The organism is Lentzea sp. (assembly GCF_036380075.1).
In the GTDB taxonomy this organism is placed as follows: domain Bacteria; phylum Actinomycetota; class Actinomycetes; order Mycobacteriales; family Pseudonocardiaceae; genus Lentzea.
Genome location: NZ_DASVFL010000218.1, coordinates 18966 through 44552, shown reverse-complemented (window position 1 = coordinate 44552; position 25587 = coordinate 18966). Strand labels below are relative to the sequence as shown.

The following is a 25587-nucleotide window of genomic DNA, read 5'->3' as shown; positions in this document are numbered from 1 at the left end:
CTCGAGGCCGGGATCAATTTCTTCGACACCGCCGACATGTACTCGATGGGCGTCTCCGAGGAGATCACGGGTCGCGCGCTCCGCGCCCACGGGCGGATGGAGGAGATCGTCCTCGCGACGAAGGTCCATTTCCCGATGTCGGACGCGCCGAACATGGGCGGGCTCTCGAGAAAGCACGTCGTGCAGGGCTGCGAGGCTAGCCTGAAACGCCTCGGCGTCGAGACGATCGACCTGTACCAGATCCACCGCTGGGACGGCTCCGTGCCGCTCGACGAGACGCTCGCGGCGCTCGACCTGCTCGTGACACAGGGCAAGGTGCGCTACATCGGCGCCAGCTCCGGCCCGGCGTACAAGCTCGCGAAGGCCCTCGCGCTCTCGGACGCGCGCGGCTGGGCGCGGTTCGCCGCGATGCAGAACCACTACAACCTCCTCTACCGCGAGGAGGAGCGCGAGATGCTGCCGCTGTGCGCGGACCAGGGCGTCGCCGTGATCCCGTGGAGCCCGCTGGCCCGCGGCCGGCTGACCCGCGACTGGGACGCGACGACCGCCCGCACCGAGACCGACGAGTTCGGCTCGACGCTGTACGTGGAGTCGGACCGCGCGATCGTCGAGCAGGTCGCCGCCGTCGCCGCGGACCGGGGCGTGTCCCGCGCGCAGGTCGCGCTGGCGTGGCTGCTGCGCAACCCCGTCGTGACGGCGCCGATCATCGGCGTGACCAAGCTGGCGCAGCTCGACGACGCGGTGGCGGCGCTGGACGTGGAGCTGACCGACGACGAGGTGCGCTCGCTGGAGTCGGCCTACGAGCCGCACCGGATCGCCGGCCACTCCTGACCCGGCCCGGGACGCGGCGAGGGGTGCGGCACGACCTCGAAGGTCACCGCACCCCGTGCTCGTCCGCCGGCCGCCGCGGGTTCGCGAGGTCCGCCCGGCGCGGTCCTCGACGCGCGAGGCCACGCGCACGCCGGGTCACACGAAGGCGCTCTGCCCGGTGATCGCCTTGCCCACGATCAGCGTGTTCATCTCGCGGGTGCCCTCGAACGAGTAGATCGCCTCGGCGTCGGCGAAGAACCGCGCCACGTCGTAGCCGAGCACGATCCCGTTGCCGCCGAAGATCTCCCGCGCCCAGGCGACGACCTCGCGCATCCGGGAGGTGACGAACGCCTTCGCGAGCGACGAGTGCTCGTCCTGGAAGACGCCGGCGTCCTGGAGGCGGGCCAGCTGCACGAGCATGCCCCAGGAGGCGGTGATGTTGCCGAGCGACTGCACCAGCTTGTCCTGCACCAGCTGGAACCCGGCGATCGGGCGGCCGAACTGCTCGCGTTCCTTCGCGTAGGCGAGGGCGAGCTCGTAGGCGCCGATCATCACGCCGAGCGCCTGCCACGCGACGCCGCCGCGGGTGGCGCGCAGGATCTCCGCGACGTCGCGGAACGAGTCGATGCCCTGCAGCCGGTTCTCCTCCGGCACGCGGACGTCGGTGAGGGTGATCTCGGCGTTCTCGACGATCCGGAACGCGATCTTGCCCTCGATCTTCTCGGCGGTGAAACCGGGCGTGCCCTTCTCGACGACGAACCCCTTGACCTGGTTGTCGTCGAGGTCGCGCGCCCACACCACCACGTAGTCGGCGAAGGTGGCGTTGCCGATCCACTTCTTGGCGCCGTTGAGCACCCACGCGTCGCCGTCGCGCTGGGCCGTGGTGCGCATGCCGCCCGCCACGTCCGAGCCGCCGAGCGGTTCGGTCATCGCGAACGCGCCGATCTTGTCCATCGCGGCCATGGCGGGCAGCCAGCGGTCGCGCTGCTCCTGCGAGCCGCCGGAGTAGATCGAGTACATCGCGAGTCCGTTGTGGACGCCGAAGAACGTGGCGACGGACGCGTCCGTGCGGCTCATCTCCATCGCCAGCATGCCGGTGAGGAGGTTGCTGACGGCGGCGGGGTGCTCGCCGTAGCCCTCGTAGGACAGCGCGGCGAGGCCGGCGTCCTTGAACTTGCCGATCAGCTCGTGCGGGAACTCGCCCTTCTCCCAGTACTCGTTGACCATCGGCTTGATCTCGGTGGTCATGAACTCGCGGGCGCCGAGCAGGATCTTGCGCTCCTCGTCGCCGAGCAGCGCCTCGTAGTTGTAGAAGTCGGCGGTCAGCTGGTCTTCCACGCGGTTCATCGGGTCTCCTCCACTGCGGTCAGAACGGCGAGCTGCCTGCGGTCGCGCGACTCGGCGAGCGCCGGGTACGCGGAGGAGCCGTAAGCGTCTTCCACGGCCTTGATCAGCCGTTCGGGGTCGGTCGACGGGGTGCCGAGCCGCAGGCCCGCCATGGACCTGCCGATGTGCTCGGCGAGGTGGCGGTAGCCGCCGGGGCCACCACCGAGGTGGGCGCCGAGGAACGGGCCGACGGTCGCCCAGCGCGGGCCGAGCGAGCTCGTGACCACGGTGTCCAGGTCCTGCGGCGTGACGACGCCCTGCTCGACGAGGTAGGCGGCTTCGCGCGACAGCGCGGCCTGGAGCCGGTTGCCGACGAAACCGGGAACCTCCTTGCGTTCCACGACGGGCGTGCGGCCGACCGAGCGGTAGAACTCGACGGCGCCGCGCACGGACTCCTCGGTCGTCTGCTCCCCCGGCACGACCTCCACCAGCGGCAGCACGTGCGGCGGGTTGAACGGGTGCCCGACGAGGACGCGCGAGCCGTCGATGCCGCCGGTGAACGCGGTCGACGGGATGGCGGACGACGAGCTGAGCAGCAGGGCGTGCGCCGGGGCCTGCTCGACCAGCTCGGCGAACAGGGCCTTCTTGAACTCCAGGTCCTCCGGGCCGTTCTCCTGCACGAAGTCGGCGTCCCGCACGGCTTCCTCGACGGTCGCGCTGACCTCGACGCCCGCGGGGACCTCCAGGTCGGGACGCGGGTCCACGACGCGCACGGTCAGGCCGTGCTCCGCGAACAGGCGGGCCCACGACAGGCCGATGACTCCGGCCCCGATGACGGCGACGGTGCTCATGCTTCCTCCAGGTAGTCGTGCACCGGCTTGGCGGGAGCGAGCGTCAGGTCGGCGATGAGGTGGCTGGCGGAGACGACCTCCAGCACGGGGAGGTCCGCGAGCGGCGCGAGGACGTGCTGGAAGAGCTGCAGGCGCGCCGGGCCGGTGTACGCGGCCTTGACCACGACGTCGGTGATCTCCGTGCGCACGAGCTCCTGGACCCGCGGTGTTCCGTCATAGTCGGGGATGGTCTTCAGCATGAAGGTCGGAACCGTGATCTCCGCCTCAGCCCGGCGGGTGTCCAGTTCGCACTGCTTGTATCCCATGGTCGCCGTGGCCACCCGGATGGTGCCGTAGTCGAGGGTGCCGACCAGCGCGCCGTGGTCGGCGTAGAGCTCCGGCGAGCCCATGACCTTCGGGTAGGCGCTGACCTCGCGGCCGGACGCGGTGGCGGCGAAGCTGTCGAGGTACATGGCGTGCAGGTACTCGCCGCGCTCGCCGTCGAAGACGACCGGGATCGCCTGGCCGGCCTCGGTGTACGGGCCGTAGCCGGTGACGTCGTTCATCTTCATGACCTCGAACCGGACGAGCGGCTCGTCGATCCGCAGGGGCTCCGGGACGACGGCCCTGAGCGCCTCGGGGTCGGTCCGGTAGACGATGTTCAGGTACTCGCGGTCGAAGAACCGGGGCCGCACCGCGGGAAACGCGGGTGCGCTCAACGGGGTGGTGCCGAGCACGGTCACTCTCCTGTCCACTGTGGAGCGCGGCGCTCGGCGAAGGCGGTCATGCCCTCGCGGACGTCCGCGGTGGTCATCAGCCGGGCGTTCGCGGCGCGCTGGGCGGCCCAGGGGTCGCCGGAACGCACGACGGTCTTCACGGCGGCGAGCGCCAGCGGGGCGTTGACGGCGATCCGTTCAGCCAGCTGGAGCGCGACCGCGGCGGCCTCGCCGTTCGGGACGACCCGGTTGGCCAGGCCCAGCTCGGCGGCGCGGCGGCCGTCGATCGGCTCGCCGGTCAGCAGCATCTCCAGCGCGAGGTGGTGCGGGATGCGCCGCGGCAGCCGGACGACTCCCCCGGCGCCGGCGATGAGGCCGCGCTTCACCTCGGGCAGTCCGAACTTCGCGTCCTCGGCGGCGACGATCAGGTCGCACGCCAGTGCCATCTCGAAACCGCCGCCCAGCGCGAACCCCTCGACCGCGGCGATCAACGGCTTGCTCAGCGCGGCCTCGGTGAGACCGCCGAGCCCGCGCTCGCCGACCGCCGGTGACTCGCCCCGGAGCGCGGCCTTGAGGTCCATGCCCGCGCTGAACGACCCGCCGGCGCCGGTCAGCACGCCCACGCGCAGTTCCGGTGTGGACTCCAGCTCGTCCAGGGCGGCGGAGAGCTGCTCCGCGACCGCCGCGTCGACGGCGTTGCGGGCTTCCGGGCGGTCGATCGTGATCAGCAGCGCCGAGCCGACGCGTTCGGTGCGGACCTCGTTCATGCCAGCTCCTTCAACACTTCTGCGGTGTCCTGACCGGGCAGCGGGGCCTGGCGGCGGACGGTGGCGGGCGTGGCGGAGAACCGGACGGGGATGCCGATCGACCGGATCGCGCCCTCGCTCGGGTGCTGCACGACGTCGAGCAGGTGGCCGTCGCGGACATAGTCGTCCTCGTGCGCCCGGTCGAGCTCCAGCACCGGCCCGAACGGGATGCTGTGCTTCGCGCACACCTCGGCCCACCCGCCGGTCGTCAACGCGGTCGCGCACTCGTCGACCAGGCCCATCAGGTCGTCGCTGTCACCGGGGTCGATCCGCTCACCGGCCACCCGCGGGTCCTCGACCAGGTCGGGACGGCCCGCGGCGGCGAAGAAGTCGCGGAAGTTCCGCGGGGTGTAGGGCACGACGCACGCCAGGCCGTCCCGCGTGTGCACGGCGTGGTGACCCTTGGCCATCGACAGGGTGAACCCCGTCGGCCCCTCCTCCGGCACGAACGCGTGCCCCGAGAGGTGCTCGACCAGGTTGAACGCGATCATCGTGTCGGCCATGGGGACCTCGACCCGCTGCCCCTCACCGGTGGCGTTGCGGTGCACGAGCGCGGCGAGCACGCTGTAGGCGATGGTCAGCGACGACACCTTGTCGCCGAGGATCGTCGGCAGGTAGACGGGCCGCCCGAACGCGCGGTTCGCGATGTCGACGAGCCCGGACGCGCCCTGGATCGTCTCGTCGTAGGCGGCGGTGCCCGCGCGGCAGGAGTCGCCGCGGAAGCCCTGGGCGTGGGCGTAGACCAGTCCCGGGTTGCGTGCGGCGACGTCGGCGTAGTCCAGGCCGAGCCTGCTCAACGCGCCGGGACGCATGTTGGTGATCAGCACGTCGGCGGTGTCGACCAGCCTGAGCGCGGTCTCGCGGTCGTCTTCGTCCTTGAGGTTCAGCGCGATGCTGCGCTTGTTCCTGTTGACGTTGAGGCTCAGCGGCGTCATGCCCGGCGTGGTGCGGTAGCGGCCGTTGCGGACCGTGTCCACCGGCGACTCGATCTTGATCACGTCGGCGCCGAGGTCTCCGAGGATCTGGGCCGCGTACGGGCCCATCACCACGGTCGAGAGGTCGATCACCCGCACGCCGTCCAGCGGACCGGCGGTGATGTCCTTCATCGTTCGTCCTTTCGCACCTGTTCGTCCTGCACCACCGAAGTTAGTGACGAACCGCGGGAAGGGGAACGATCATGTCGCGAACAATGGTGCGACCACGGCGGTCACACCATTACCGGACAACGGGTTCCGGGAAGATCCCGCGAGCGGCTTCCACTATTTCCGCGATGTCCTGGGCGCCCCGGTCGCGCCGCCACAGCAGGCCGGTGTCGAGCTGCGCGCGGAAGTCCTCGAACGGCAGGACCGCCACGTTCTCCAGGCGATAACCGTGCATCGCGCTGTCCTCGTCGAGCATCGAGACGGAGAACCCGAGCCCGCTCGACACGATCTCCGACGTGCCCTGGTAACCGGTGTTGCTCAGCTGGATGCGCTTTTTGATGCCCAGCTCGTCCAACTGCCGGTCGAGCTGCTCGAAATACGCCGGCAGGATTTCCTCGGGCGACTTCGCATAGGCGAGGTCCGCGAGGTCGGCGAGTTTCACCGATTCCCTGTTCTCGAACCGGTCGGCGGGCACCACGGCACCGAGACGCTCCGTCATCACGTGCAGCGTCTCCAGCGACGCCTCCTGCACGGGCAGCCGTGCCAGCGTGAGCGCGAGCCTGCCGTCCTTCACCGCCGCGACCAGGTCGGCGGTCGTCCCCGGCCACCGCTTCACCTCGAACCGCTCGCCGACGCGGTCCGCCAGCACGCCCAGCCGTGCGCGCAGGACCGGGTGGACCCCGGCCGGCATGCCGACGAACACGGTCGACCGCGCGGGCTTCGCGGCCTGGTCGAGCCGCCACCGGATCGAGCCGACCCGGTCGAGGACGTCCCGCGCCATCGGCAGCAGGGCGCTGCCGGCGTCGGTCAGCGCCACGTGGTGGGTGCTGCGGTCGAAGAGCTGCCGCCCCAGCTCGTGCTCCAGGTCCTTGATGCGCTGGCTCAGCGGCGACGCGGCCATGTGCAGCTTGCGGGCGGCCGCCGAGAAGTTGAGCTCTTCCGCGACCGCGACGAAGTACCGGAGGTGCAGCAGTTCCACGCGACCCAGACTAGGCCGTTCGGATCAGCCCCACCCGAAGGCGATCGGATGCGCGCCGTATCGTGATGATCACTCACAGTTCCGCCGGCATCGATTCCCAGGGAGAGCCCACGTGATCCTCGACCGGCCCACGGCGTTCCGCCCGCGCACGATCGCCGGCGTCCTCCGGCCCGCCACGGCCGACGAGGTCGTGGAGGTCGTCCGCTCCGGCCCCCGGCCGCTGCACCCGACCAGCGCGGGCCGCAACTGGGGACTGGGTTCGGGCCTGCCTGTCGCCGATGGAGCGACCGTCCTCGACCTGGCGGGCCTCGACCGCGTCCGCGAGCTGGACCTCGAGCGCGGCTACGCCGTGGTGGAGCCCGGCGTCACGCAGGGCGCGCTCGCGGAGCTGCTGCGCGGCACCGGGCGGATCTTCAACCTGACCGGCTCCTCCTTGCACACCAGCGTCATCGGCAACGCCCTGGAACGCGGTGTCGGCGTGCACCGGGCGCGCGCGGAGGACCTCGTCGGGCTGGAGGTCGTGCTGGCCGACGGCGAACGCGAGCAGGTCGGCTGGTGGCCGGGCACCTCGGCCGTCCCCCGCCCGCACGGGCTCGGCCCGACGCTCACGCACCTGTTCACGCAGTCGTCGTTCGCGGTCGTCACCGCCGCGGTCGTCCGGCTGCTGCCCAGGCCGGAGGAGGTCCGGGTGCTGCCCTTCACGTTCGCCCCCGGCGACCTCGCCGACGCGGTCGACGTGCTCCGGTCGTGGACCGCGCAGAAGCTCGTGCCGCCGACCACGAAGGTCTACAACCCCGTCGCGGCGCAGGCGAGCGGCGTGCGCGACGAGTACCTGGCGCACATCTGCCTCAGCGGGTCGGCCGAGGTCGTGGAGGCGCTCGGCTCGGTGCTGTCCGCCGCCGCCCGGCGGTCGCCGCTCGTGCCCGCACCGGCCTCCGCCGCCGACGAGGTCGTCCGCGCCACCTACGCCGGTGACCCCGACCCGGCCGACACCTGGTTCCTGCGCAAGAGCCAGGGCTGCCCGGCGGACCGCTTCGACGCCGACCGCGGCCTGCTGATGTTCCTGCCGGTCGTGCCGTTCTCCGGCGCGGCCGCCACGCGCACGGCCGAGATGGTGCGGGCCTGCTGCGTCGCCGCTCCCGGCGTCACGATGAACGTCCTGGACAGCGACGCGGCCGACCACGTCATCGGGATCGCCTTCCCGGCGGACGACCCCGCGGGCGTCGCCGAGGCGCGGGAGACGCTCGACCGGTTGCACGAGGTGTTCGGCGCGGAGGGGTTCCTGCCGTACCGGCGCGACGTCGACCGGCCGGGAGACGCGGCCCGGTTGCAGAGGAGGATCGGGGACGCGCTCGACCCCGGCGGGGTGTTCGCGGCCGGCCGGTACGCGGGCCGGCGCTGACGGCTCAGCCGTCGAGCGCCGCCAGCTTCCGCGACGCCTCCGACTCGCCCCAGCGGAACCCGATCCGGCGCGACAGCTCCACCGCCTCGCCGTAGGAGGACCGCGCCAGCGCCGCCCGTCCCGCCAGCTCGTGCACCGTCCCGCGGTCGAGCAGCACGCCGGCCTCGATCTGCCGGTCCCCCACCGACCGCGCGAGCCGCAGCGCCTCCTCCGCCAGCTCCAGCGCCCGGTCCAGGGAGCCGAGCCGGCGGTGGGCGTCGGCCATGTTCGCGAGCGCGTGCAGCTCGCCCGACCTGTCGCCGCAGGCGCGCAACGTCGTCAGGGTCTCCTCGTAGCAGGTCAGCGCGGCCGGGAGGTCGCCGCGTGCCGCGTGCACGAGTCCCAGGTTGGTGCGCACGTAGGCGGCGCCCTGCGAGTCGTCCAGCTCCTCGCGCAGCGTCAGCGACGCCTCGAGCGACGTCACCGCCGCCGGGAGGTCGCGGCGGCGCCAGTGCACGATGCCGAGGTTGTTGAGCGTCACGGCTTCGAGCCGGCGGTCGTGCAGCGCGCGGGCGAGCGCGAACGCCGCGGTCCAGTGCTGCTGGGCCTCCGCGAACCTGAAGCCGCGTTCGCAGGCCGCGCCGAGCTCCTTCAACGCCAGCGCTTCGGCGCGGACGTCTCCCAGCGTCCTGGCCGCCTCCAGGGCCAGCGCGTTCAGCTCGGTCCAGTCCGCGACCTCGGAGCGGCGGCGGAAGTACCAGGACAGCCCCGCCGCGAACGCGATCGCGTCGGCCGGTGAGGCCTGGTGCGCGGCGGCGAGGAGGTTGTCGCGTTCCTGGGCGAGCCAGAGGTCGGCCGGGCTGTCGGCCAGTGCCTCCAGGTAGTGCTTGTGCAGGCGTTCCAGCGCGAGCGACCGCTCCTCGGCCGACTCCGATCCGCGGCAGCGTTCGCGGGCGAACAGCCGCAGCAGGTCGTGCAGGGCGAAGCGGCCCGGCACCGGTTCCTCGACGAGGTGCGCGTCGGCCAGCTCGGCGAGCAGCTCCTCCACGTCCGGCACGTCGGTGAGCGCGCGTGCCGCCTCGACGGCGAAGTCCGGGCCGTCCACCAGCCCGAGGAGGCGGAAAACCCGTGCCACGGCGGGAGAGCCGAGCTCGGCGTAGCTGACCTCGAACGCCGAGCGCACCGCCACGTCACCGAGCTTGAGCTCGTCGAGCCGCCGGGTCTCGTCGGCGAGCCGCGCGGCCAGCAGCGGCGCGGTCCACTGTGGACGGGCGGCGAGCCGGGCGCCCGCGATCCGCAGCGCCAGCGGAAGGCCGCCGCACCAGCGCACGAGCTCGGCGGCGTCCTCGACCTTCCCCGCGACCCCTTCGAGCAGCGGGAAGGCCTCCTCCAGCGGCAGGGCGCCGAGCTTGACGTACGACGCGCCATGCAACGACGTCAGCGGACGGCGGGACGTGATCAGCACGGCCGAGCCGGGCCCGGTCGGCAGCAGGCGCTTGACCTGCGCGGCCGTCGAGACGTTGTCCAGCACCACGAGCAGCCGTCGTGACGCGGTGAGCGAGCGGTAGCGCAACGCCTCCTCGTCGCCGGGCCGTTCGCCCAGCGCGCGCAGGAACTGGCTCAGCACCCGGCCGGACGCGCCGTCGGAGAGGTCGGCGTAGAGCTGGCCGTCGGGGAACCCCGGCGCGATCTCGTGGGCGGCGCGGACCGCGAGCGCCGACTTGCCGATGCCCGCCTGACCGGTGATCACGCACACCGCGACCCTGTCCCGGCTCAGCCGCGCCTTCACCAGGCGGAGCTCGCGGCCGCGGCCGGAGAACGTGACCACGTCCGGCGGCAGCTGCCGGACCGCCGCCGCACCGGCGGGTTTCGCGCGCAGGATCTCGGCCTGCAGCCGCCGCAACGACTCCCCCGGCTCGACGCCGAGCTCGTCGAGCAGCACCCGGCGGCACTCCCGGTAGGCGGCGAGGGCCTCGGCGGGCCGTCCCGCGCGGTGCAGCGCGAGCATCTGCTGTTCGCGCAGGCGTTCGTTCAACGGGTGTTCGCGCACCCACTCGCCGAGGTCCGCGACGACCTCGACGTGCCGGCCGAGGTCGAGCTCCGCCTCGGCGCACTCGACCCGCGCGGCGAGCCGCAGCTCCTCCAGCTGCGCGACTACCCCGCGCAGCAACCCGGACGCGGCGAGGTCGGCGAGCGCCGGTCCGCGCCACAGCGCGAGCGCCTCCCGGTAGCGCTGGGGCGTGCGGTCGCGGCGGGCGACGTCGAGCAGCTCGGTGAAGCGGGTGAGGTCGAGCTCGGCCGGGTCGACCGACATCAGGTAGCCGGGCGGGCGCGACAGCAGCCGCGAGCCGACGATCTTGCGCAGCTGGTAGACGTACACCTGGAGGTTCTTGAGCGCCGTCTTCGGCGGGGCGTCGTCCCAGAGGACGCTGATCAGCCGGTCGACCGACAGCACCCGGCCGGGCTGGGCCAGCAGCAGCGCGAGCACCGCCCGTTGCTTGGGCGGCCCGAGGCCCAGGCGCGCGCCGTCGTCGGCGCGGCACTCCACCGGCCCGAGCACCCGGAACTCCACGCTCCCGATCGTAACTACCGGACGCATACCGAACACATGCCACGCGGGCTGACGTTTGACCCATGACGAGAACCTCACTGGCCCTGGTGGTGGCGTTCGGCACCCTCGCGGCCGCCGTGTCCCCCGCCCAGGCGGCCGAGCCCTACACGGACAGCCCCTCGAAGTCCTACGCCGTCCGGTCGGCCAACGGCTACGACGTGGTCGTCGGGGGCGCCAAGAGAGCGACCATCGACGTCAGCGACCCCGCCTACACCGTCCGTTCCACCTCCTCCGCCGACGGCTCGCTGGCCGCGGTGATCTCGGACTTCGACGGCACGCACGGCACGTCCCTGCGCACCGTCGACCGCTACGGCAAGTCGCGTCTCGTGGCCCGCGGCTCGATCACCTCGGCCGTCTTCCACGGCTCCACGCTGGCCTACGCCGACGGCGAGGACGTGGTGGTCGGCGGGGTGGCCGTGGGCAAGCTGAAGGGCCGTGCGCCCCAGCTGCTCGGCTTCACCACCGACGGCACCGGCCTGCTGGCCGTGCAGCACCCGGACGCGGCCGACGACAGCACGTACGTCGGGTCGCTGGTCAGGTTCGACCTGAAGTCGGGCGCCGCCAAGCCGTTGGTCACCTCCGACGCCACGGCGCTGTACCGCGACTTCAAGCTCGTGGACGTGCGGGGCGAGCGGCACGTCAGCTTCATCAAGCACAACGAGGTCTACCGCTGCGGCGGCGCCGAGCCGCAGTGGCTGGGGCTGGCGTCCGAGAACGGCGAGATCCGCTCGCTCGTCGGTGAGACCAAGCACCACTACCGCAGCGCGGTGTGGAGCACCGACGGCACGAGTGTGGCGTACGAGGTCATGGGGTGTGTGTCCGACAAGACCCTCGGACCCGACCAGTTCGCCGGCTTCAACGGCGTCTACGTCCAGGACCTGGCCTCCCGCAAGGCTTCCCGGGTCGTCGAGGGCCTGTCGTTCAACTACGCGCTGACCGGACTCGACGGCGCCACGCCCGTCATCGGCAGCCCGCAGAAGGGTTACGTGAAGGCCGCCGGGCTGTCCGCGGCCACGTTGGACGGCCAGGTGACCACGATGGGCCGACTGAACCGCGCCGAGTACATCCACCAGCTGTGGGACACGCGCAACGAGTTCAACGGCAACTCCTCGTGCGGCCCGACCAGCGCCGTGATCGACCTCGTCACCTACCAGCTGCCGAACGAGTTCGGCGTGCAGGTCTCGCAGCCGTCGTCGCACTGGTCGAAGTGGGGCCGCTACATCACCGACGAGTTCTCGAACGCCGGCACGACCTTCAACCGCAGCATGAACGACTGGTCGCGCACCGGCAGCTGGAAGGGCGCGCACGGCTGGATCACCGGCTACTACTGCGGCGGCAACCCGGCCCGCCCCTGCGCCTCCTGGGAGTCGGAGCGCGACTTCCTGGCCCGCAACGGCGCGGCCGTCCAGCAGGGCAACTTCACCCCGGCGCAGGTCCGCGCGTTCCTGGACCAGGGCAAGTTCGTGATCATGAGCGGCACGTGGGGCTCGACGGCCGGGCACCTGTCCGTGGTGATCGGCTACCACGACAACGGTTCGTTCTACGTCCACGACACGTACGGCGCGGGCACGGACGGCAGCTACGACGGCGCGAACCAGCTCTACACGTGGAACTACATCGCGCCCGTGCAGATGTGGGCGGCCTAGCTACTTGACGACTTAGGTCAAGTACTTGCTATCGTCTGTCAAGTGGCGACCACCTCGGAGCACGTGGACCTGCGGAACGACCTGATCCGGCTCGTGACGAGCCGGCTGCTCGACCCGCTGGAGATCCTGCTGCCGCAGGCCGATCTCGTCGGCCTGCGGCAGTCCGTCGAGGCCGACGCGGAGATGTGGGCGGCCCAGCTGCTGGGCCCCGACGACGCCGTGGCCCGGCAGACCGCGGTCCGCCTGATGACCGTGCTCCACCCCGGCGACACCCCGTTCGACCCGCCCGACTCGTGGTGGGCGACGCCGCTGGGCCGGGTGGCCGCCCGTCGCGTCGGCCACCCGAGCAGGGCGGGCGTGTCGTTCGGGGTGGCGGGCGCGATGCTCGGCATCACGCGTCAGGGCGTCCACGACCTGGTCAACCGCAACAAGCTGGTGCGCCACGACGACGGCGGCGTGACCGTCGACTCGATCCGCGCCCGGCTCGTCCTGAGGAGGCAGCAGTGAAGTTGGCGGCACGCGAACACGGAACGGACGGTCGGCCGTTCCTGCTCCTGCACGGCCTCGGCGGCGACAGCTCGGCGTGGGAGACGCTTGCGCCGCACCTGGACGGCCGCGCGGTGGCCGTGGACCTGCGCGGGCACGGCGAGTCGCCCGACGGTCCGTGGGACTGGGAGGCGGTGCTGGACGACCTCGACGACACCGCCGTCCACTTCGGACTGGACAACCCGGTCGTCGTCGGGCACTCGCTGGGCGGCATCCTCGCCGCCATGTGGGCCCTGCGGCACCCGGAGTGCCCTGCCGCGATCAGCCTGGACGGACACCGTTCCGCCACCACGGACCCGGCGAACTACGCGGGCCTGCCCGACGACCGGCTCCACGCCGGCCTGGCCCGCCTGAACGCGATCTTCACCGCCCAGCTGGAGACGGTCACGCGCCCGGACCGGTCGATCACGTCGGTCCTGCGCACCGCACCGGAGTTCCTGGACGCGCTACCGGTCTTCGCGAAGGTGACCAGCCCGTTCCTGCTGGTGCTGGCGACGAGGAACCTGCCGGTGCCACCCGACCTGCTGCCCCTGATGGACGCCCACCGCGCGGGCCTGCGCCGCGACCTGCCCGCGGTGTGCCCGAACGTCGACGTGCACGAGATCGACGCGACGCACGGCATGGTCGTCGAGCAGCCGCACGAGGTGGCGGCGGTCGTGAATCACTTCGTGAGCAACCGCTTCAACGCCTGACGGGCCCGGCGCGGCGCGGCGGCGTCGCGCTCCAGCTGCAGGAAGTGGTTGAGCGCCAGCATGACCCCGAGGATCTCGTAGACCAGCTGGTCGACGTCCGTGTCCGCGGGCAGCTCGTCGTCGCTGACCGCCCGCCGGATGTGGATCCGCAGATCCCTGCGCCACAACGCGTTCATGCCGGCCAGCGCGTCCCGCACCGGCCCGCTCCGCCCGTCGAACTCGGCCGTCGCCGCCGTGAAGAAGCAGCCGCCGGGCAGCACGTTCCGCTCCAGGTACGACACCCACGCCTCGGTGACGGCCTTGAGCCGCGTGAGCCCGGACGGCATCTGCTTGACCTTGCGCGGCACCTCGCGCTGGAAGACCTCCGCGGCCTGGTCGACGACGGCGAGCTGCAACGTCTCCTTGGTCCCGAAGTGCCCCAGCAGCCCGGCCTTGCTCATCCCGAGCTCCGCGGCCAGCCGCCCGATCGTCAACCCCTCCAGCCCTTCGGCCGACGCGATGGCCAGGCTGCGGTCGAGGATGCGCTGCCGGGTCGCCAGCGTGTCGGCGACGGATCGGCGCGGGCTCATCGTCACAGTCTACGACCCTTTAGCTACCGACCGATCGGTTGCTATATTCGCCGCGTCGCAGCCAGCGCCGCCTCGCAGAAGGAGCAGCCAGTGTCCGGATCCCGTGTCGTAGCGTTGGGCCACCACCAGCCGGAACGGGTGTTGACGAACGCCGACCTGGAGAAGATGGTCGACACCAACGACGAGTGGATCCTGCAGCGCACCGGCATCTCGACCCGCCGCATCGCCTCCGACGCGGAGTCCGTCGCGGACATGGCCTCCGAGGCAGGCGCCAAGGCCCTGGCCGCCTCCGGCCTCGCCCCGGCCGACATCGGCCAGGTCATCGTGGCCACCTGCTCGGCCAAGGACCGCTCCCCGTCGATCGCCGCCCAGGTGGCAGCCCGCCTGTCGATCCCGTCCCCGGTCTGCTTCGACCTGAACAACGCCTGCGCGGGCTTCTGCACGGCCCTCGCCACCGCGGACCACACCCTCAGGGCGGGCGCGGCACGACACGCACTGGTCATCGGCGCGGAGAAGATGTCCGACCTGGTCGACTGGACCGACCGCTCCTCGTGCATCCTCCTGGGCGACGGCGCGGGCGCGGCCGTCATCAGCGCCTCCGAAGACCCCGGCATCGGCCCGGTCACCTGGGGCTCCGACCCCTCCCGCGGCAACGCGGTCCGCCTCGTGGACGAGTGGCAGCCGCGCTTCGCCCAGGAGGGCCAGGCCGTCTTCCGCTGGGCGACCAGCGAACTCCCCTCGATCGCCGCCTCCGCCTGCGAACGCGCGGGCATCGCCACCACCGACCTGGCCGGCATCGTCACGCACCAGGCCAACCTCCGCATCATCGAGGCCATGACCCGCAAGCTGAAGCTCTCCGACACCGCCGTGATCGCCCGCGACGTCGTGGTCTCCGGCAACACCTCCGCCGCCTCGGTGCCTCTCGCCCTCTCGAAGATGGTGGAGCGCGGGGAACTCCCCTCGGGCCAGCCGGTACTGCTCTTCGCGTTCGGCGGCGGCCTCTCCTGGGCGGGCCAGGTCATCACCACCCCGTGACAAGGGCAGGCAGCACCGGATCAAGCAATGCCGAAGGCGAGCCGTACAAACCCCCGCACTTCCAAGCGAAGCCGAAGGCGAGCAGTCACCCCTGACGCCGATTAGAGCCGGTGAACCCATCCGTGGTTTGCGATTGGGGCTTGACTTTGGGTGCGAGGTGCTACCCCTTACGGGCTCGGCCGGTCGCGAAGCGTCCGGCCTTTTCCGGCCGACCACAGCACCTCGCAAGGGCCCCGAAGTCAAGCCCCAATCGCTATCGACGCGCCAGCGGCGATGAACCCTACTCTTTCGTCCGAGGTGCACGCCCACGCTGGAACAGGCACGGAAACCAACGCAACAGGACCACGCTGGAACCAAGGGCCCCACAACCAAAAACCCGCGCCCCCCGAACGGGAAACGCGGGAAAAGACCGGTGTGACGGCCCGGGAGCCCGCCGAGCCGCCACACCGCCGATGAACGCACGAGAGAGGGAGAACCACCCACCGACGCGGGGTACGAGCGCATCGCCCGCGTGACGTCGTAGGTCCGCCACCTGGCCACGCGGGACGACGTCGGAGTCGCCGTCCCCGCTTGCCCTGTGCCGGCAGGCGGTCCTCCCGGACCTGGTTAGGGCCTCGCGCGTCCTCCGCCCGTGCGCACCATCTCCGGCCTCGACCGCGAGTGCCTCCGCCGCTGCAATGGCGGGGACATCGACGACGAGACGGACGGGGGAACCGATGATGCGAGGGCGGCGACCGGTTCTGGAACTGGGATGAGCGCGGTGGGCAGGACCTCCGGCGCGGCGGCAGCGGCGGGTTCCTCCGGCTGCGTCCACACGGGGGTGTTGGTGTCCACCTGGTTCTGCCGGAACAGCTCCGGCGTCTCGGTGATGATCTTGCCCGGCTCCTCCAGGCCCACGATGCCGACGAGCTTGCCGTTGGCGATGAAGCCGGTGAGGCCGTTGACGTCCGTGGTGTCGGTGCCGAGGACCGGCAGGCCGGCGCCCTGGACGCGCATGCCGTACTGCTCGGTCCAGAAGCGCGGGACCGGGGTGTAGGTCTTGGCGTGGTTGCGGCCCACGAGGAGGTTCTCGGCCGCCGCTCTGCCGCCTTCGACGGCGTTGAGCCAGTGCTCGACGCGGCGCACGACGCCGTTGAAGCGCATGTTGGGCCAGCGCGCCACGTCACCGCAGGCGACGATGTTCTCGGCGCCCACCACGTGGTTCGTGGCGTCGCACAGCACGCCGTCCTCGATGTCGAGGCCGGAGCCGCGCAGCCAGTCGACGGCCGGCGAGGCGCCGACGGCCAGGACCACGCACGACGCGAAGAAGACCTGGCCGTCGCTCAGGTGGATCCCGATGCCGCCGGGCTGGCGCACCCAGTGCTTGATGCCGACGCCGGTCGCGAGGCGGACGCCGTGGTGGACGTGCGCCTCGGTGATCTTCTTGCCGATCTCGTCGCCGACGACACCGCCGAGCAGCGCGGGCGACCGCACGATCAGCGCCACGTCGCGGCCCATGTGGCGGACCGAGCAGGCGAGCTCGCAGCCGATGAACCCGCCGCCGATGACGGCGACGAGGCCCTGCGACTGCCGGATGTTCTTGCGGATCGCGACCGCGTCGTCCAACGTCCGCAGCACGTGCACCCGCGGGTCGTGGCGCGGAGCCCCGCCCATCGCCCTGGCGTCGACGCCGGTGGCGATGATCATGCCGTCGTACTTGATCTCCTCGCCGCCGGGCACCCAGACCGACTGCTTCTTCGGGTCCAGGTGCAGCGCCGGGGAGTTCAGCCGCCACTCGGCGTCGAGGTCACCCGAGAACGACAGGAGGGAGTCGTCCGGGGTCCACTCGCCGGTGATGATCTGCTTCGACAGGCAGGGGCGGTGGTACGGGAGGTGCCGTTCGGCGGACAGGATCGTGATCTGCCCGTCGAAACCCATCTCCCGCAGCCGTTCCGCGGAACGGACTCCACCGAGCCCACCGCCGACGACCACGATCCGTTCGCTCACTTCACTCGCTCCCTGATCTCGATCGCGCGCATCGGACACGCGCGCTGTGCCGCACGGGCCTGCGCGAAGTGCTCCTCCGGCGGCCTGCGGTTGTAGGTCAGGCGGTTGTCCTCGATCAGCTGGAAGACATCCGGTGCCTCCGCCTGGCAGGTGCCGTAGCGGTGGCATTTCTCGTTGTTGACGCTCACGTCCATCGCGTCGCCCTCGCCGACGCCGGGTTCCTTGCCGCGTTCGGAGTCGAGCATGCCGATGCGGACGAGGACCTCGGGCGGCAGGAACCTGGCCAGCGCCAGGGTCGCGGTGGGGACGAGGACGGTGAGGCCGGCGAGCCACAGGACGGACAGGTTGCCGTTCGCAATGGCGCCGAACCAGGAGTGCACCACGGTGATCGTCACCGCGATGTACGCCGTTTGGTGGAACCGCAACCACTTGCGGTAGAAGACCTTGTGCCTCATCGAGGCGAGGACGGCGATCGCGAGCATGACCTCCAGGCCGAGGATGCCCAGCGCGTGCCGGAAGAGACCGCCGTCGACGAACGGCAGGACGAGCTTGATGAAGCTGAAGGTACCGGTCTGGATCAGCGTGAAGGCGAACGCGTGGATGCAGCCGAACGCGATCGCCAGGGAGGCGAGCACCATGTGCCCGTTCTTCAGACCTTCACGGCCGGTGAGCTTCTCGGCCCAACCGGTCGCGATGAGCACGCCCCAGGACAAGGTCGCGCACATCATGACGTAAGCCAGCCTGGCAGACAGCTGTGCCATCTTCTTGACGCCCGAGTCGAACTCTGACGACTGGGCCACCAGGAGCGGAATCTGGCTCGACAACAACTCTTCCTCCGGAAAGAACTTTCTCGCGGGAACCCGCCCGGCCCTGCGGTGCAGGAGTGGACACTTCAGAGCCGGGCGGGTGGGAACAGGTCCGCGTTGGAGTGCCTCTGACGTTGCGACACCACCTCCGTTTCCCGTTGTCTCCGACGGGGTCTTGCAGAATCACCGCACCGGTCGTCGCGGGCGGAGTACTCGGAGCAGCAGGACCGTGAGGACGGCTCCCGCCGCGGTGACCGTGAGGATCACCCACATGTTCGGCCCCTCTCCGGAGGCCAGGGTCGCGTTGATGATGCCGCCGGCCGGCTGCGGTTCCGCGAACGACGAGTCGCCCGCGAGGCCGGTGCTCTCCAGCAGCGTCATGTGCTTCATCACCACGTCGATGCCGGCCTGCGCGAACCCGCGGATGACGTCGTTGCGGGTCTGCGTGCGGACCTTCGCGATGAAGTTGAAGACCTGGCCGTGCGCCGCCCGCAGCCGGGCGACGAAGGCCTGGTCGAACGCGTCTCCCTCGAGACCGTTGAGCTCTTCCATCCACGACTGCTGCGAGGGGTTCGGCACGTCCGGCGTGGTGAGCCCGAAACCGGCGGCCGTCTTCTTCGTCAAGGTGTCGAGCATCATGTGGTCGAGCATGATCATCTTGCCGATCTGCTTGACCCTGGCGTTCGACGCCTTGGTGGCCGTGAGCTCACCCATGGGCATCTCCCACAGGCCTGCCTGGCGCACCTTGTTCAGCAGTTCGCGGTCGTTCGCGGTCAGCGGTCCGCTCGGGGTGTCCATCACTCCCCCGGTGTCCGCGGGCTGCGCAGCAGCGGTGGCGGACAGGCCGGAGAAGAGGAACAACATCGCCAAGACGGTGGCGAGGGCTCTGGTCATCGTCTTGATGTCCTCGTTGTTCAAGGGAAGTCGGTGGGGGACGGGAACTGGAGCAGCGGGCTCAGTAGCCGGGCGCGCTCGGCGGCGGTTCGGACTGCGGCGTCCGACCGGCCGAACTGGGGGGTGCGCTCGGCGCGGTGCTGCTCTTGTTGCTGTTGTTCTGCGCTTTCCCGCCGGTGATCTTGGCTCCGTTGGGGGCGGTGGCGAACCACACCCCGCCCTTGCCCTGACCCTTCATGTCACCGGCCGCCTTGTCCTCGGCGAAGGTGTACTGCGGCCACCCGGCGATCGTCAGCTGCTTGCTGCCGTCCGACCTGGTCACGGTGCCCATGGAGATCGGGTCCACCCCGGTCGCCATGGCCGGCTTGTCCGCCGGCACCGGCTTCCAGGCCTTCGCGCACTCGCCCTCGCAGTTGGACTTGGACGGCTTCGCGACGTCCTTGTCGTAGCGGTAGAGCGGGAGCCCGTCGCCGTCGGTGACGAACCAGCCCATCTGCTCGGTGTTGGAGATGAAGAGCAGCATCGAGTCGTTCAGGTCAGCGTTCTTCGCCTGCAAGCCGCCCGTCGCGGCCCCTCCGGGAGGGGTCTGGGTGCTGCCGCACGCCGTGAGGCTGAGAGCCAGTGCCGCCAGGGCGGTGATGGCCTGTCCACGTCGCATCGGCTGGTCCTTTCTCGGCTTGGGTACCGAGGAGTACGGACACGATCCGGCAACGGTTCACGAACTTCGTGAGGAATATTTGCCTCTCGACTTGAGACGGTTGATGGGGCAAGGATGTCCCCCGTGGCGCGGCATAGACGTCAACGCGAGTTAGACGAGCAATCACCAAGACCGGGGTCTCTCGAGGAAGAGTTGATCCGTCGGCTGTACGAGGAATTCGGGAGTGCCCTGCTGGGACACTGCATGAGGTTGACGGGCCACGATCGTCAGTGGGCCGAGGACATCGTGCAGGAGACCCTGGTCAGGGCATGGCGCAACGCCGAGAAACTCGAGCGTGACCCCGTGCTCTTGCGGTCGTGGTTGTTCACGGTGGCAAGGCGGTTGGTCATCGACGACAGGCGCAAGCGAAGCGTCCGTCCGCAGGAGTTCGAACTGACCCCTTCGGACGAGTCGCCCTCCGGGAGTGAAGAGGATCGCACCCTCGCGGCGATCGTCGTGGCGGAGGCGATGAACGGTCTCTCCGAGGAACACAGGGAGGCTATTCTCGAAACATATCTGCGGGACCGCACCGTCGGTGAGGCCGCGGCGGCACTGGGAGTGCCGCCGGGAACGGTCAAGTCGAGGGTGTACTACGCGCTCCGTGCGTTGCGGCGTGCGTTGCACGAACGGGGAGAGACGCGGTGACAACGGCACCAGATCACCTCGACGTCGCCGCCTACGTGCTCGGCATTCTCGATGCCGAGGAGGTGGAGGCGTTCGAGAACCACCTGACGGAATGTCGCCGGTGTGCTCTTGACCTGCGCGACTTCGCGGTGGTGCCGGACCTCATCGACGAGGCCGACGCGGGCGGCATGCTGCGCGGCACGGCCCCGGAACGTCCGGACGGCAAGTCGGTCCGGGTCATGCTCGACGCCGTCTCCGCTCGCAGGAAGCGCAGGCGTTGGTTCGTCGCCCAGGGTGTCGCGGCCGCCGCCGCCGGCATCGTGGCGGTGACGATCGTCGCGACGACCCTCGTGGTCCGCGACGGCGACGACGGTGCGAACCAGGCAGCACCCCAGAACACCACGACGTCGCAGACGCCCGTGGCGAACAACTCGAGCGACGCCACGATGAAGGTCCAGCACCAGGACCCGAACAGCGGGGTGTCCACGAAGATCGCCGCGTCGGACGAGCCGTGGGGCACCACGATGGACATCGAGGTCAGCGGCATGTCCGGTCCCAGCAGGGGATCGCTCGTCGCCGTCGGACGCGCGGGCCGCGTCGCCCAGGTCACCTCCTGGTACGCGCCCGAGAAGGTGGCAGGCGACTCCAAGACCATCCGGCTCCAGGCGAACGTGGCCATGCGCTGGCACGAGATCGCGACGTTCCGGATCGTCGACGAGAACGGCAAGACCCTGCTCGAGGCCGTCGCGTCCTGACGTTTCCCGACACCAGCCCACTGCCCCCGCCGGATCCGTGAGATCCTGTGGGGGCAGTAGTCGTTTTCGGGGAGGCTTTCTACGTGGTGATGGGACCGTCAGCGGTCGAGCGCTGGCTCGATCTGTCCACAGAGGAGCTGCGCGCTCAGGTCAAGCAGCTCGTGTCCGCCCGGCTACCGGGTGATCACGCGGTGTGGCAGGCGGTCCGGCGGCATCCCGCGCTGGTCCCCCGCGTCCGCGGAGTCCTTTCCGGACTGGCCGCCACAGCTGCCGGCAGCAAGGACGAGGCGATGCAGAAGGTCTGGATCTCCAAGGCGCGCGCCGCCCTGGACCAGCCCTACGTCGCCCCGGTGAGGGCGGCGCGCAAACCCGCCGTCAAGGAAGTGCCGGTTGAACAGGCCCCCGCCGGGGAACCCGAACAGGCGATCGACCTGCGCGAGCCGGAGCCGTCCCAGCCGAGGCCACCGCACAAGGCCGTTCCGACGATGCTCTTCCAGGAACCCAACTAGGAGCCGCAGCCAAGATGGTCGTCTTCGGGTCGCTCATCTCCCTGTCCGGTCTGCTGATCCTGCTGTTCCGCACCGCCACCCTGGGCGGCCTGAGCCCCGCGGTGGTCGGGTGGGTGATGATCCCGCTCGGCCTGGTGTTCGCGGGACTGGGCGTGCTGCGCAACCGCCGCAAACGCGCTCAGAGGGGCCCCGGCCCGGTCGGGAACCCGATCCAGCGCGCGAAGGCGTTGCCGCGGCTGTGGAAGGCCTGGCGCAGCGGCAACTACCCCGACCTGCCCCGCAGCCAGGTGGTGCTGTGGGCGGTCGCGCTGGTCTACCTCGTGTCGCCGATCGACTTCGTCCCGGAGCTGCTTCCGGTGATCGGGGTGACCGACGACGCGGGCGTTCTCGTCTGGCTGCTGAGCAGCCTGTCCCTCACCTCAGGCGCGTACCTGCGCTGGGAGAAGGACCATCGCGAGCCTGTTCGCGGGATCGAGGCCCCGTGAGGCCTCCTCGCGCATGATCGCGGCCAGACCGGGTGAGGTCTCGGTCACGGCCTGGAAACCCAGGCGCTCGTAGTAGGGCGCGTTCCACGGCACGTCTCGGAAGGTCGTCAGCGTCACGGGACGGTCGCCGCGGGTGACGTGCTCGATCAGCGCGGCGCCGATCCCCTGGCGCGCGTGCGACGGGTGCACGCTGACCTGGTGCACGTGGACGGCGTCGTCGACGTCACCGATCGCGATGAACGCCACAGGTACTCCCTCGGCGCCGATGGCGACCCACACCTCGTGCTCCGCTAACGCGTCGAGGGACATCGGGTCGTCGTCGGCGATCTCGGGCATCCCGATGTCGCGGAAGACCTCCCCGGAGGCGTTTTCGATCTCCTGGAGGTACGTCAGTTCGGCTGGTTGGGCGAGACGGATCAACACGCCCACCATCCTGGTAGGTCAGACGCGAGCCCCGCAGCCCGGTCGCGTTAAAGTTCAGGCTTGATGCGAACGAAGACCGTGCGCGTCCTCCTGGTCGAGGACGACGATGGCGATGCCCTGCTCGTGGAGGCGCTGCTCGAAGAAGTGAGCGCGCCCTTCGTGCTGTCGCGCGCACGCACGCTCGCCGAAGCCGAGAGCAAGCTCTCCGACGCCCAGTGCGTGCTCCTCGACCTCGGGCTGCCCGACTCGCAGGGCCTCGACGGCCTGCACCGGCTGCTCCGCAGGCCGAACGCCCCCGCCGTCCTCGTGCTCACGGGCCTGCACGACGAACGCGGCGGCATCGACGCCGTCGCCGCCGGCGCGGAGGACTACCTGGTCAAGGGCCAGGTCGACGGCGAGCTGCTGATGCGGGGCATCCGGTACGCGGTCGAGCGGCGCCGGGCCGAGGAGGCGCAGCGCCTGCTGCGCGAGGCCGAGCTGAGCGCCGCGGAGCGGTCCCGCCTCGAACGCGGCCTGCTGCCGAACCCGCTGCTCAACGACTCCGACGTGCAGCTCGACGTCCGCTACCAGCCCGGTGGCCAGCGCATGCTGCTCGGCGGCGACTTCTACGACGTCGTCGGCATGCCGGACGGCACCGTGCACGCCATCATCGGCGACGTCTGCGGCCACGGCCCGGACGAGGCCGCGCTGGGCGTGTGCCTGCGGATCGCGTGGCGCGCGCTGGTGCTCGCCGGCGAGCCCGCCGAGAAGGTGCTGCGGACGCTCGACCAGGTGCTGGTCGCGGAACGGCACGGCGACGGCATCTTCACCACGGCGTGCATGGTCACGGTGGCGCCGGACCGGAGCTCGGCGCGCTACTTCCTCGCCGGGCACCCCGAACCGCTGCTGATGGCCGGCCGCCAGATCGTGGACCTGCCCCAGTCGAAGATCGGGGTCCCGCTCGGCGTGCTGCCCGACTACGCCTGGACCGGCGTGGACGTGCAGCTCCCGACCGGCTGGTCGCTCGCCTGCTACACGGATGGACTGATCGAGGGCCGGGTACCCGACGACACCGACCGGCTCGGTGTCGAGCGGCTGTGCGAGATCCTGGACAGACACCTGCGGACCGGCCCCGACTGGATGGACTCGGTCATCGCGGAGGTGACGGAGCTCAACGGCGGGCCGCTCGACGACGACGTGGCCATCCTGCTGTTGAAGGACGGAAAGTGACACTGCCGGAAAGGCTGCCGGCGAGCCGCCTGCTCGCCGCCATCGTGGTGGTCCTGCTCGCGATGACGGCGGTGGTGATCGCGTCCACCGTCATCGCCCTCGACAGTCTGGGCAACGCCCGCTCGCGCTCGGTCGACCGGGTCGAGCCCGCCGGCCGCGTGGCCAGGGACCTGGCCCGCGCGCTCCTCGACGAGGAGACGGGCCTGCGCGGGTTCGTCCTGACCGGCCAGGACGACTTCCTCACCCCCTACCTCGACGGCCGCCGGACCGAGGTGGAGTCCGCGGAACGGGTGCGCGACCTCGTCGGCGACGTGAACGGCCGGGTGAAGCGCATCGAGGACCTGGCGCGGCAGTGGCGTGGCCAGTACGCGGAACCGGCGATCGCGGGCATCCGGCTCTCCGGGCCGGGCAGCGCCACCACGCAGGACACCGACCGCGGCAAGGCGATCTTCGACCAGGTCCGGGCCGAGGTGTCGGCGCTGCAGAACGACATCGCGGAGCTGGGCAGGACGGCCCGCGCGGAGCTGGACCACGCGGCCGCGGTCGTGCTGTGGCTGGTCATCGGCATGGGCGTGCTGCTGGTCGCGGTGATCGGCGGCCTGTCGTTGCTGCTGCACCGCCTGCTCATCACGCCGCTCGCCGACCTCGCCGAGCACACCCGGCAGGTCGCGTCCGGCGACTTCGAGCACGCGATCGACGCGAGCGGCCCGCGCGAGACGGTCATGCTCGCCGAGGACGTGGACGCGATGCGCCGCCGGATCGTGCAGGAGCTCGAGACGCTCGCCGCGGCGAAGACGGAGCTGCAGCGCTCCAACTCGGAGCTGGAGCAGTTCGCCTACGTCGCCTCGCACGACCTCCAGGAGCCGCTGCGCAAGGTCGCGTCGTTCTGCCAGCTGCTGCAACGCCGCTACGGCGGCCAGCTCGACGACCGCGCCGACCAGTACATCGACTTCGCCGTCGACGGCGCCAAGCGCATGCAGGGCCTGATCAACGACCTGCTGGCGTTCTCCCGCGTCGGCAGGCTGACCCGCGAGCAGACGGTGATCGACCTCAACGAGGTCGTGCGCCAGGTCGTGGACAGCTTCTCCGAACGCATCGAGGAGACCCGCGCGCTGGTGGTGGCCGAGGACCTGCCGTCCGTGCGCGGCGAGGCGACCCTGCTCAGCGCCGTGTTCCAGAACCTCATCAGCAACGCGCTGAAGTTCCGGGGCTCGTCCGACCCGGTGGTGAACATCGGGGCCGAACGCGACGGCGACATGTGGAAGTTCACGGTGCACGACAACGGCATCGGGATCGAGCCGGAGTACGCTGACCGGATCTTCGTCATCTTCCAGCGCCTGCACCCGAAGGACGCCTACCCTGGCACGGGCATCGGACTGGCGATGTGCCGGAAGATCGTCGAGTACCACGGCGGCACGATCTGGCTGAAGACCGATGTGGACTCCGGGACGAGTTTCCAGTTCACCCTGCCCGTGGTACCCGAGCTCGTCGCACAAGCTGAGGAAGTACATGTCTGAGTCACCGCTGAACGTGATCGACGTCCTGCTCGTCGAGGACGACCCGGGCGACGCCCTCATGACGCAGGAGGCGTTCGAGCACCACAAGATCCGCAACGTGCTGCACATCGTCAAGGACGGTGTGGAGGCGCTGGAGTTCCTGCGGCGGGAGGGGCAGTACGCGAACGCGCCCCGGCCCGGGCTGATCCTGCTGGACCTCAACCTCCCCCGCAAGGACGGGCGCGAGGTGCTGAGCGAGATCAAGGCGGATGCCGAGCTCCGGTCGATCCCCGTGGTGGTGCTGACCACGTCCGAGGCCGAGGAAGACATTCTGCGCAGTTACAGCTTGTACGCGAACGCCTACGTGACCAAGCCGGTGGATTTCGACCGGTTCATCGATGTCGTGCGGCAGATCGACGACTTCTTCGTGACCGTGGTGAAGCTTCCCCGGTAGTTCCAGCGTGGTTCTGTCGCGTTGTCCCGTACCTGTTCCAGCGTGGTCATGCACCCCCGGATGAAAGATCTGGGTCCATCGCCGCTCCGCGACGATTGCGATTGGGGCTTGACTTCGGGGCCCTTGCGAGGCGCTGAGTCGGCCGGAAAAGGCCGGACGC

General features: G+C 70.6%; 26 protein-coding genes. 13 read left to right on the top strand and 13 right to left on the bottom strand.

What is annotated here, in order from left to right:
• Window positions 1–831, top strand: an 831-nt coding sequence (locus VF330_RS24290; RefSeq protein ID WP_330853973.1) for an aldo/keto reductase, incomplete at its 5' end; no start/stop codon positions are given.
• Between the two features lie 135 nt (window positions 832–966).
• Here the strand turns inward: VF330_RS24290 and VF330_RS24285 are convergent.
• The 6 genes from VF330_RS24285 to VF330_RS24260 all read right to left on the bottom strand — a co-directional run bounded on the left by VF330_RS24285 (window position 967) and on the right by VF330_RS24260 (window position 6609).
• A complete protein-coding gene (locus VF330_RS24285; RefSeq protein WP_330853972.1) occupies window positions 967–2157 on the bottom strand; it encodes an acyl-CoA dehydrogenase family protein in 1191 nt (396 codons plus the stop codon).
• A complete protein-coding gene (locus VF330_RS24280) occupies window positions 2154–2987 on the bottom strand; it encodes a 3-hydroxyacyl-CoA dehydrogenase NAD-binding domain-containing protein (protein WP_330853971.1) in 834 nt (277 codons plus the stop codon). The genes VF330_RS24285 and VF330_RS24280 overlap by 4 nt, the downstream gene beginning before the upstream one ends.
• On the bottom strand, window positions 2984–3703 hold the full coding sequence (locus VF330_RS24275) for an acetoacetate decarboxylase (RefSeq protein WP_330853970.1): 720 nt from the start codon (window positions 3701–3703) through the stop codon (window positions 2984–2986). Before VF330_RS24275 ends, VF330_RS24280 begins: the two co-directional genes overlap by 4 nt.
• 2 nt (window positions 3704–3705) lie before the next feature.
• Complete coding sequence (locus VF330_RS24270) at window positions 3706–4449, bottom strand: crotonase/enoyl-CoA hydratase family protein (protein WP_330853969.1); 744 nt, start codon at window positions 4447–4449, stop codon at window positions 3706–3708.
• Complete coding sequence (locus tag VF330_RS24265) at window positions 4446–5594, bottom strand: CoA transferase (protein ID WP_330853968.1); 1149 nt, start codon at window positions 5592–5594, stop codon at window positions 4446–4448. The genes VF330_RS24270 and VF330_RS24265 overlap by 4 nt, the downstream gene beginning before the upstream one ends.
• Window positions 5595–5703: 109 nt before the next feature.
• The gene (locus tag VF330_RS24260; RefSeq protein WP_330853967.1) at window positions 5704–6609 is read right to left on the bottom strand and encodes a LysR family transcriptional regulator; all 906 of its coding nucleotides are present in this window, start codon (window positions 6607–6609) and stop codon (window positions 5704–5706) included.
• Between the two features lie 112 nt (window positions 6610–6721).
• Between VF330_RS24260 and VF330_RS24255 the strand changes: the two genes are divergently transcribed.
• A complete protein-coding gene (locus tag VF330_RS24255; protein WP_330853966.1) occupies window positions 6722–8011 on the top strand; it encodes an FAD-binding oxidoreductase in 1290 nt (429 codons plus the stop codon).
• Window positions 8012–8015: 4 nt separating this feature from the next.
• On the opposite strand, the gene VF330_RS24250 is transcribed toward VF330_RS24255, so the two are convergent.
• Entirely contained in the window at window positions 8016–10562 is a 2547-nt protein-coding gene (locus VF330_RS24250; RefSeq protein WP_330853965.1) for an AfsR/SARP family transcriptional regulator, read from the bottom strand.
• A 62-nt stretch (window positions 10563–10624) separates the two neighbouring features.
• Here VF330_RS24250 and VF330_RS24245 point away from each other — a divergent pair, with 62 nt between their 5' ends.
• The 3 genes from VF330_RS24245 to VF330_RS24235 are packed head-to-tail and all read left to right on the top strand — an operon-like array spanning window position 10625 to window position 13485.
• Window positions 10625–12247, top strand: a complete 1623-nt coding sequence (locus VF330_RS24245; RefSeq protein WP_330853964.1) for a C39 family peptidase — start codon at window positions 10625–10627, stop codon at window positions 12245–12247.
• A gap of 42 nt (window positions 12248–12289) precedes the next feature.
• Window positions 12290–12754, top strand: coding sequence for a hypothetical protein (locus tag VF330_RS24240; protein ID WP_330853963.1), 465 nt, complete (start codon window positions 12290–12292; stop codon window positions 12752–12754).
• Window positions 12751–13485: an alpha/beta hydrolase gene (locus tag VF330_RS24235; RefSeq protein WP_330853962.1), complete on the top strand. Its 735-nt coding sequence runs from the start codon at window positions 12751–12753 to the stop codon at window positions 13483–13485. The genes VF330_RS24240 and VF330_RS24235 overlap by 4 nt, the downstream gene beginning before the upstream one ends.
• Here VF330_RS24235 and VF330_RS24230 read toward each other — a convergent pair.
• Window positions 13455–14054, bottom strand: a complete 600-nt coding sequence (locus tag VF330_RS24230; protein WP_330853961.1) for a TetR/AcrR family transcriptional regulator — start codon at window positions 14052–14054, stop codon at window positions 13455–13457. The two genes, VF330_RS24235 and VF330_RS24230, sit on opposite strands and share 31 nt — an antisense overlap.
• Before the next feature lie 90 nt (window positions 14055–14144).
• Here VF330_RS24230 and VF330_RS24225 point away from each other — a divergent pair, with 90 nt between their 5' ends.
• Window positions 14145–15089, top strand: a complete 945-nt coding sequence (locus tag VF330_RS24225; protein WP_330853960.1) for a beta-ketoacyl-ACP synthase III — start codon at window positions 14145–14147, stop codon at window positions 15087–15089.
• A gap of 606 nt (window positions 15090–15695) precedes the next feature.
• Here VF330_RS24225 and VF330_RS24220 read toward each other — a convergent pair.
• The 4 genes from VF330_RS24220 to VF330_RS24205 form a co-directional block, all read right to left on the bottom strand.
• Window positions 15696–17075, bottom strand: coding sequence for an NAD(P)/FAD-dependent oxidoreductase (locus VF330_RS24220; protein ID WP_330853959.1), 1380 nt, complete (start codon window positions 17073–17075; stop codon window positions 15696–15698).
• On the bottom strand, window positions 17072–17875 hold the full coding sequence (locus VF330_RS24215) for a 4Fe-4S domain-containing protein (protein WP_330853958.1): 804 nt from the start codon (window positions 17873–17875) through the stop codon (window positions 17072–17074). Before VF330_RS24215 ends, VF330_RS24220 begins: the two co-directional genes overlap by 4 nt.
• Window positions 17876–18064: 189 nt before the next feature.
• Window positions 18065–18799 (bottom strand): DUF4142 domain-containing protein, encoded by a 735-nt coding sequence (locus VF330_RS24210; protein WP_330853957.1) that lies wholly within the window; start codon window positions 18797–18799, stop codon window positions 18065–18067.
• Window positions 18800–18836: 37 nt separating this feature from the next.
• On the bottom strand, window positions 18837–19433 hold the full coding sequence (locus tag VF330_RS24205) for a hypothetical protein (protein ID WP_330853956.1): 597 nt from the start codon (window positions 19431–19433) through the stop codon (window positions 18837–18839).
• A 114-nt stretch (window positions 19434–19547) separates the two neighbouring features.
• On the opposite strand from VF330_RS24205, the gene VF330_RS24200 reads away from it, so the two are divergent.
• The 4 genes from VF330_RS24200 (at window position 19548) to VF330_RS24185 (ending at window position 21845) form a co-directional block, all read left to right on the top strand.
• Window positions 19548–20117 carry a sigma-70 family RNA polymerase sigma factor gene (locus VF330_RS24200; RefSeq protein ID WP_090055807.1) on the top strand — a complete coding sequence of 190 codons (570 nt, stop codon included), beginning with the start codon at window positions 19548–19550 and terminating at the stop codon, window positions 20115–20117.
• Complete coding sequence (locus VF330_RS24195; protein WP_330853955.1) at window positions 20114–20851, top strand: zf-HC2 domain-containing protein; 738 nt, start codon at window positions 20114–20116, stop codon at window positions 20849–20851. Before VF330_RS24200 ends, VF330_RS24195 begins: the two co-directional genes overlap by 4 nt.
• Window positions 20852–20940: 89 nt before the next feature.
• Window positions 20941–21360 (top strand): hypothetical protein, encoded by a 420-nt coding sequence (locus VF330_RS24190; RefSeq protein ID WP_330853954.1) that lies wholly within the window; start codon window positions 20941–20943, stop codon window positions 21358–21360.
• Between the two features lie 14 nt (window positions 21361–21374).
• A complete protein-coding gene (locus tag VF330_RS24185; RefSeq protein ID WP_330853953.1) occupies window positions 21375–21845 on the top strand; it encodes a YkvA family protein in 471 nt (156 codons plus the stop codon).
• Here VF330_RS24185 and VF330_RS24180 read toward each other — a convergent pair.
• Window positions 21780–22265 (bottom strand): GNAT family N-acetyltransferase, encoded by a 486-nt coding sequence (locus VF330_RS24180; RefSeq protein WP_330853974.1) that lies wholly within the window; start codon window positions 22263–22265, stop codon window positions 21780–21782. The genes VF330_RS24185 and VF330_RS24180 overlap by 66 nt on opposite strands.
• Window positions 22266–22331: 66 nt before the next feature.
• Here VF330_RS24180 and VF330_RS24175 point away from each other — a divergent pair, with 66 nt between their 5' ends.
• The 3 genes from VF330_RS24175 to VF330_RS24165 are packed head-to-tail and all read left to right on the top strand — an operon-like array spanning window position 22332 to window position 25427.
• The gene (locus tag VF330_RS24175; protein ID WP_330853952.1) at window positions 22332–23477 is read left to right on the top strand and encodes a PP2C family protein-serine/threonine phosphatase; all 1146 of its coding nucleotides are present in this window, start codon (window positions 22332–22334) and stop codon (window positions 23475–23477) included.
• Entirely contained in the window at window positions 23474–24994 is a 1521-nt protein-coding gene (locus VF330_RS24170; protein WP_330853951.1) for a sensor histidine kinase, read from the top strand. Before VF330_RS24175 ends, VF330_RS24170 begins: the two co-directional genes overlap by 4 nt.
• The gene (locus VF330_RS24165) at window positions 24987–25427 is read left to right on the top strand and encodes a response regulator (protein WP_330853950.1); all 441 of its coding nucleotides are present in this window, start codon (window positions 24987–24989) and stop codon (window positions 25425–25427) included. Before VF330_RS24170 ends, VF330_RS24165 begins: the two co-directional genes overlap by 8 nt.
• Window positions 25428–25587: the final 160 nt, after the last annotated feature.

Excerpts from the sequence above, each read along its gene's own strand:
- VF330_RS24245 (WP_330853964.1), top strand. The coding sequence starts at position 10,625 with ATGACGAGAACCTCACTGGCCCTGGTGGTGGCGTTCGGCACCCTCGCG.
- VF330_RS24285 (WP_330853972.1), bottom strand. The coding sequence starts at position 2,157 with ATGAACCGCGTGGAAGACCAGCTGACCGCCGACTTCTACAACTACGAG.
- VF330_RS24280 (WP_330853971.1), bottom strand. The coding sequence starts at position 2,987 with ATGAGCACCGTCGCCGTCATCGGGGCCGGAGTCATCGGCCTGTCGTGG.
- VF330_RS24175 (WP_330853952.1), top strand. The coding sequence starts at position 22,332 with ATGCGAACGAAGACCGTGCGCGTCCTCCTGGTCGAGGACGACGATGGC.
- VF330_RS24165 (WP_330853950.1), top strand. The coding sequence starts at position 24,987 with ATGTCTGAGTCACCGCTGAACGTGATCGACGTCCTGCTCGTCGAGGAC.
- VF330_RS24265 (WP_330853968.1), bottom strand. The coding sequence starts at position 5,594 with ATGAAGGACATCACCGCCGGTCCGCTGGACGGCGTGCGGGTGATCGAC.
- VF330_RS24200 (WP_090055807.1), top strand. The coding sequence starts at position 19,548 with ATGTCCCCCGTGGCGCGGCATAGACGTCAACGCGAGTTAGACGAGCAA.
- VF330_RS24270 (WP_330853969.1), bottom strand. The coding sequence starts at position 4,449 with ATGAACGAGGTCCGCACCGAACGCGTCGGCTCGGCGCTGCTGATCACG.
- VF330_RS24190 (WP_330853954.1), top strand. The coding sequence starts at position 20,941 with ATGGGACCGTCAGCGGTCGAGCGCTGGCTCGATCTGTCCACAGAGGAG.
- VF330_RS24230 (WP_330853961.1), bottom strand. The coding sequence starts at position 14,054 with ATGAGCCCGCGCCGATCCGTCGCCGACACGCTGGCGACCCGGCAGCGC.
- VF330_RS24185 (WP_330853953.1), top strand. The coding sequence starts at position 21,375 with ATGGTCGTCTTCGGGTCGCTCATCTCCCTGTCCGGTCTGCTGATCCTG.
- VF330_RS24205 (WP_330853956.1), bottom strand. The coding sequence starts at position 19,433 with ATGCGACGTGGACAGGCCATCACCGCCCTGGCGGCACTGGCTCTCAGC.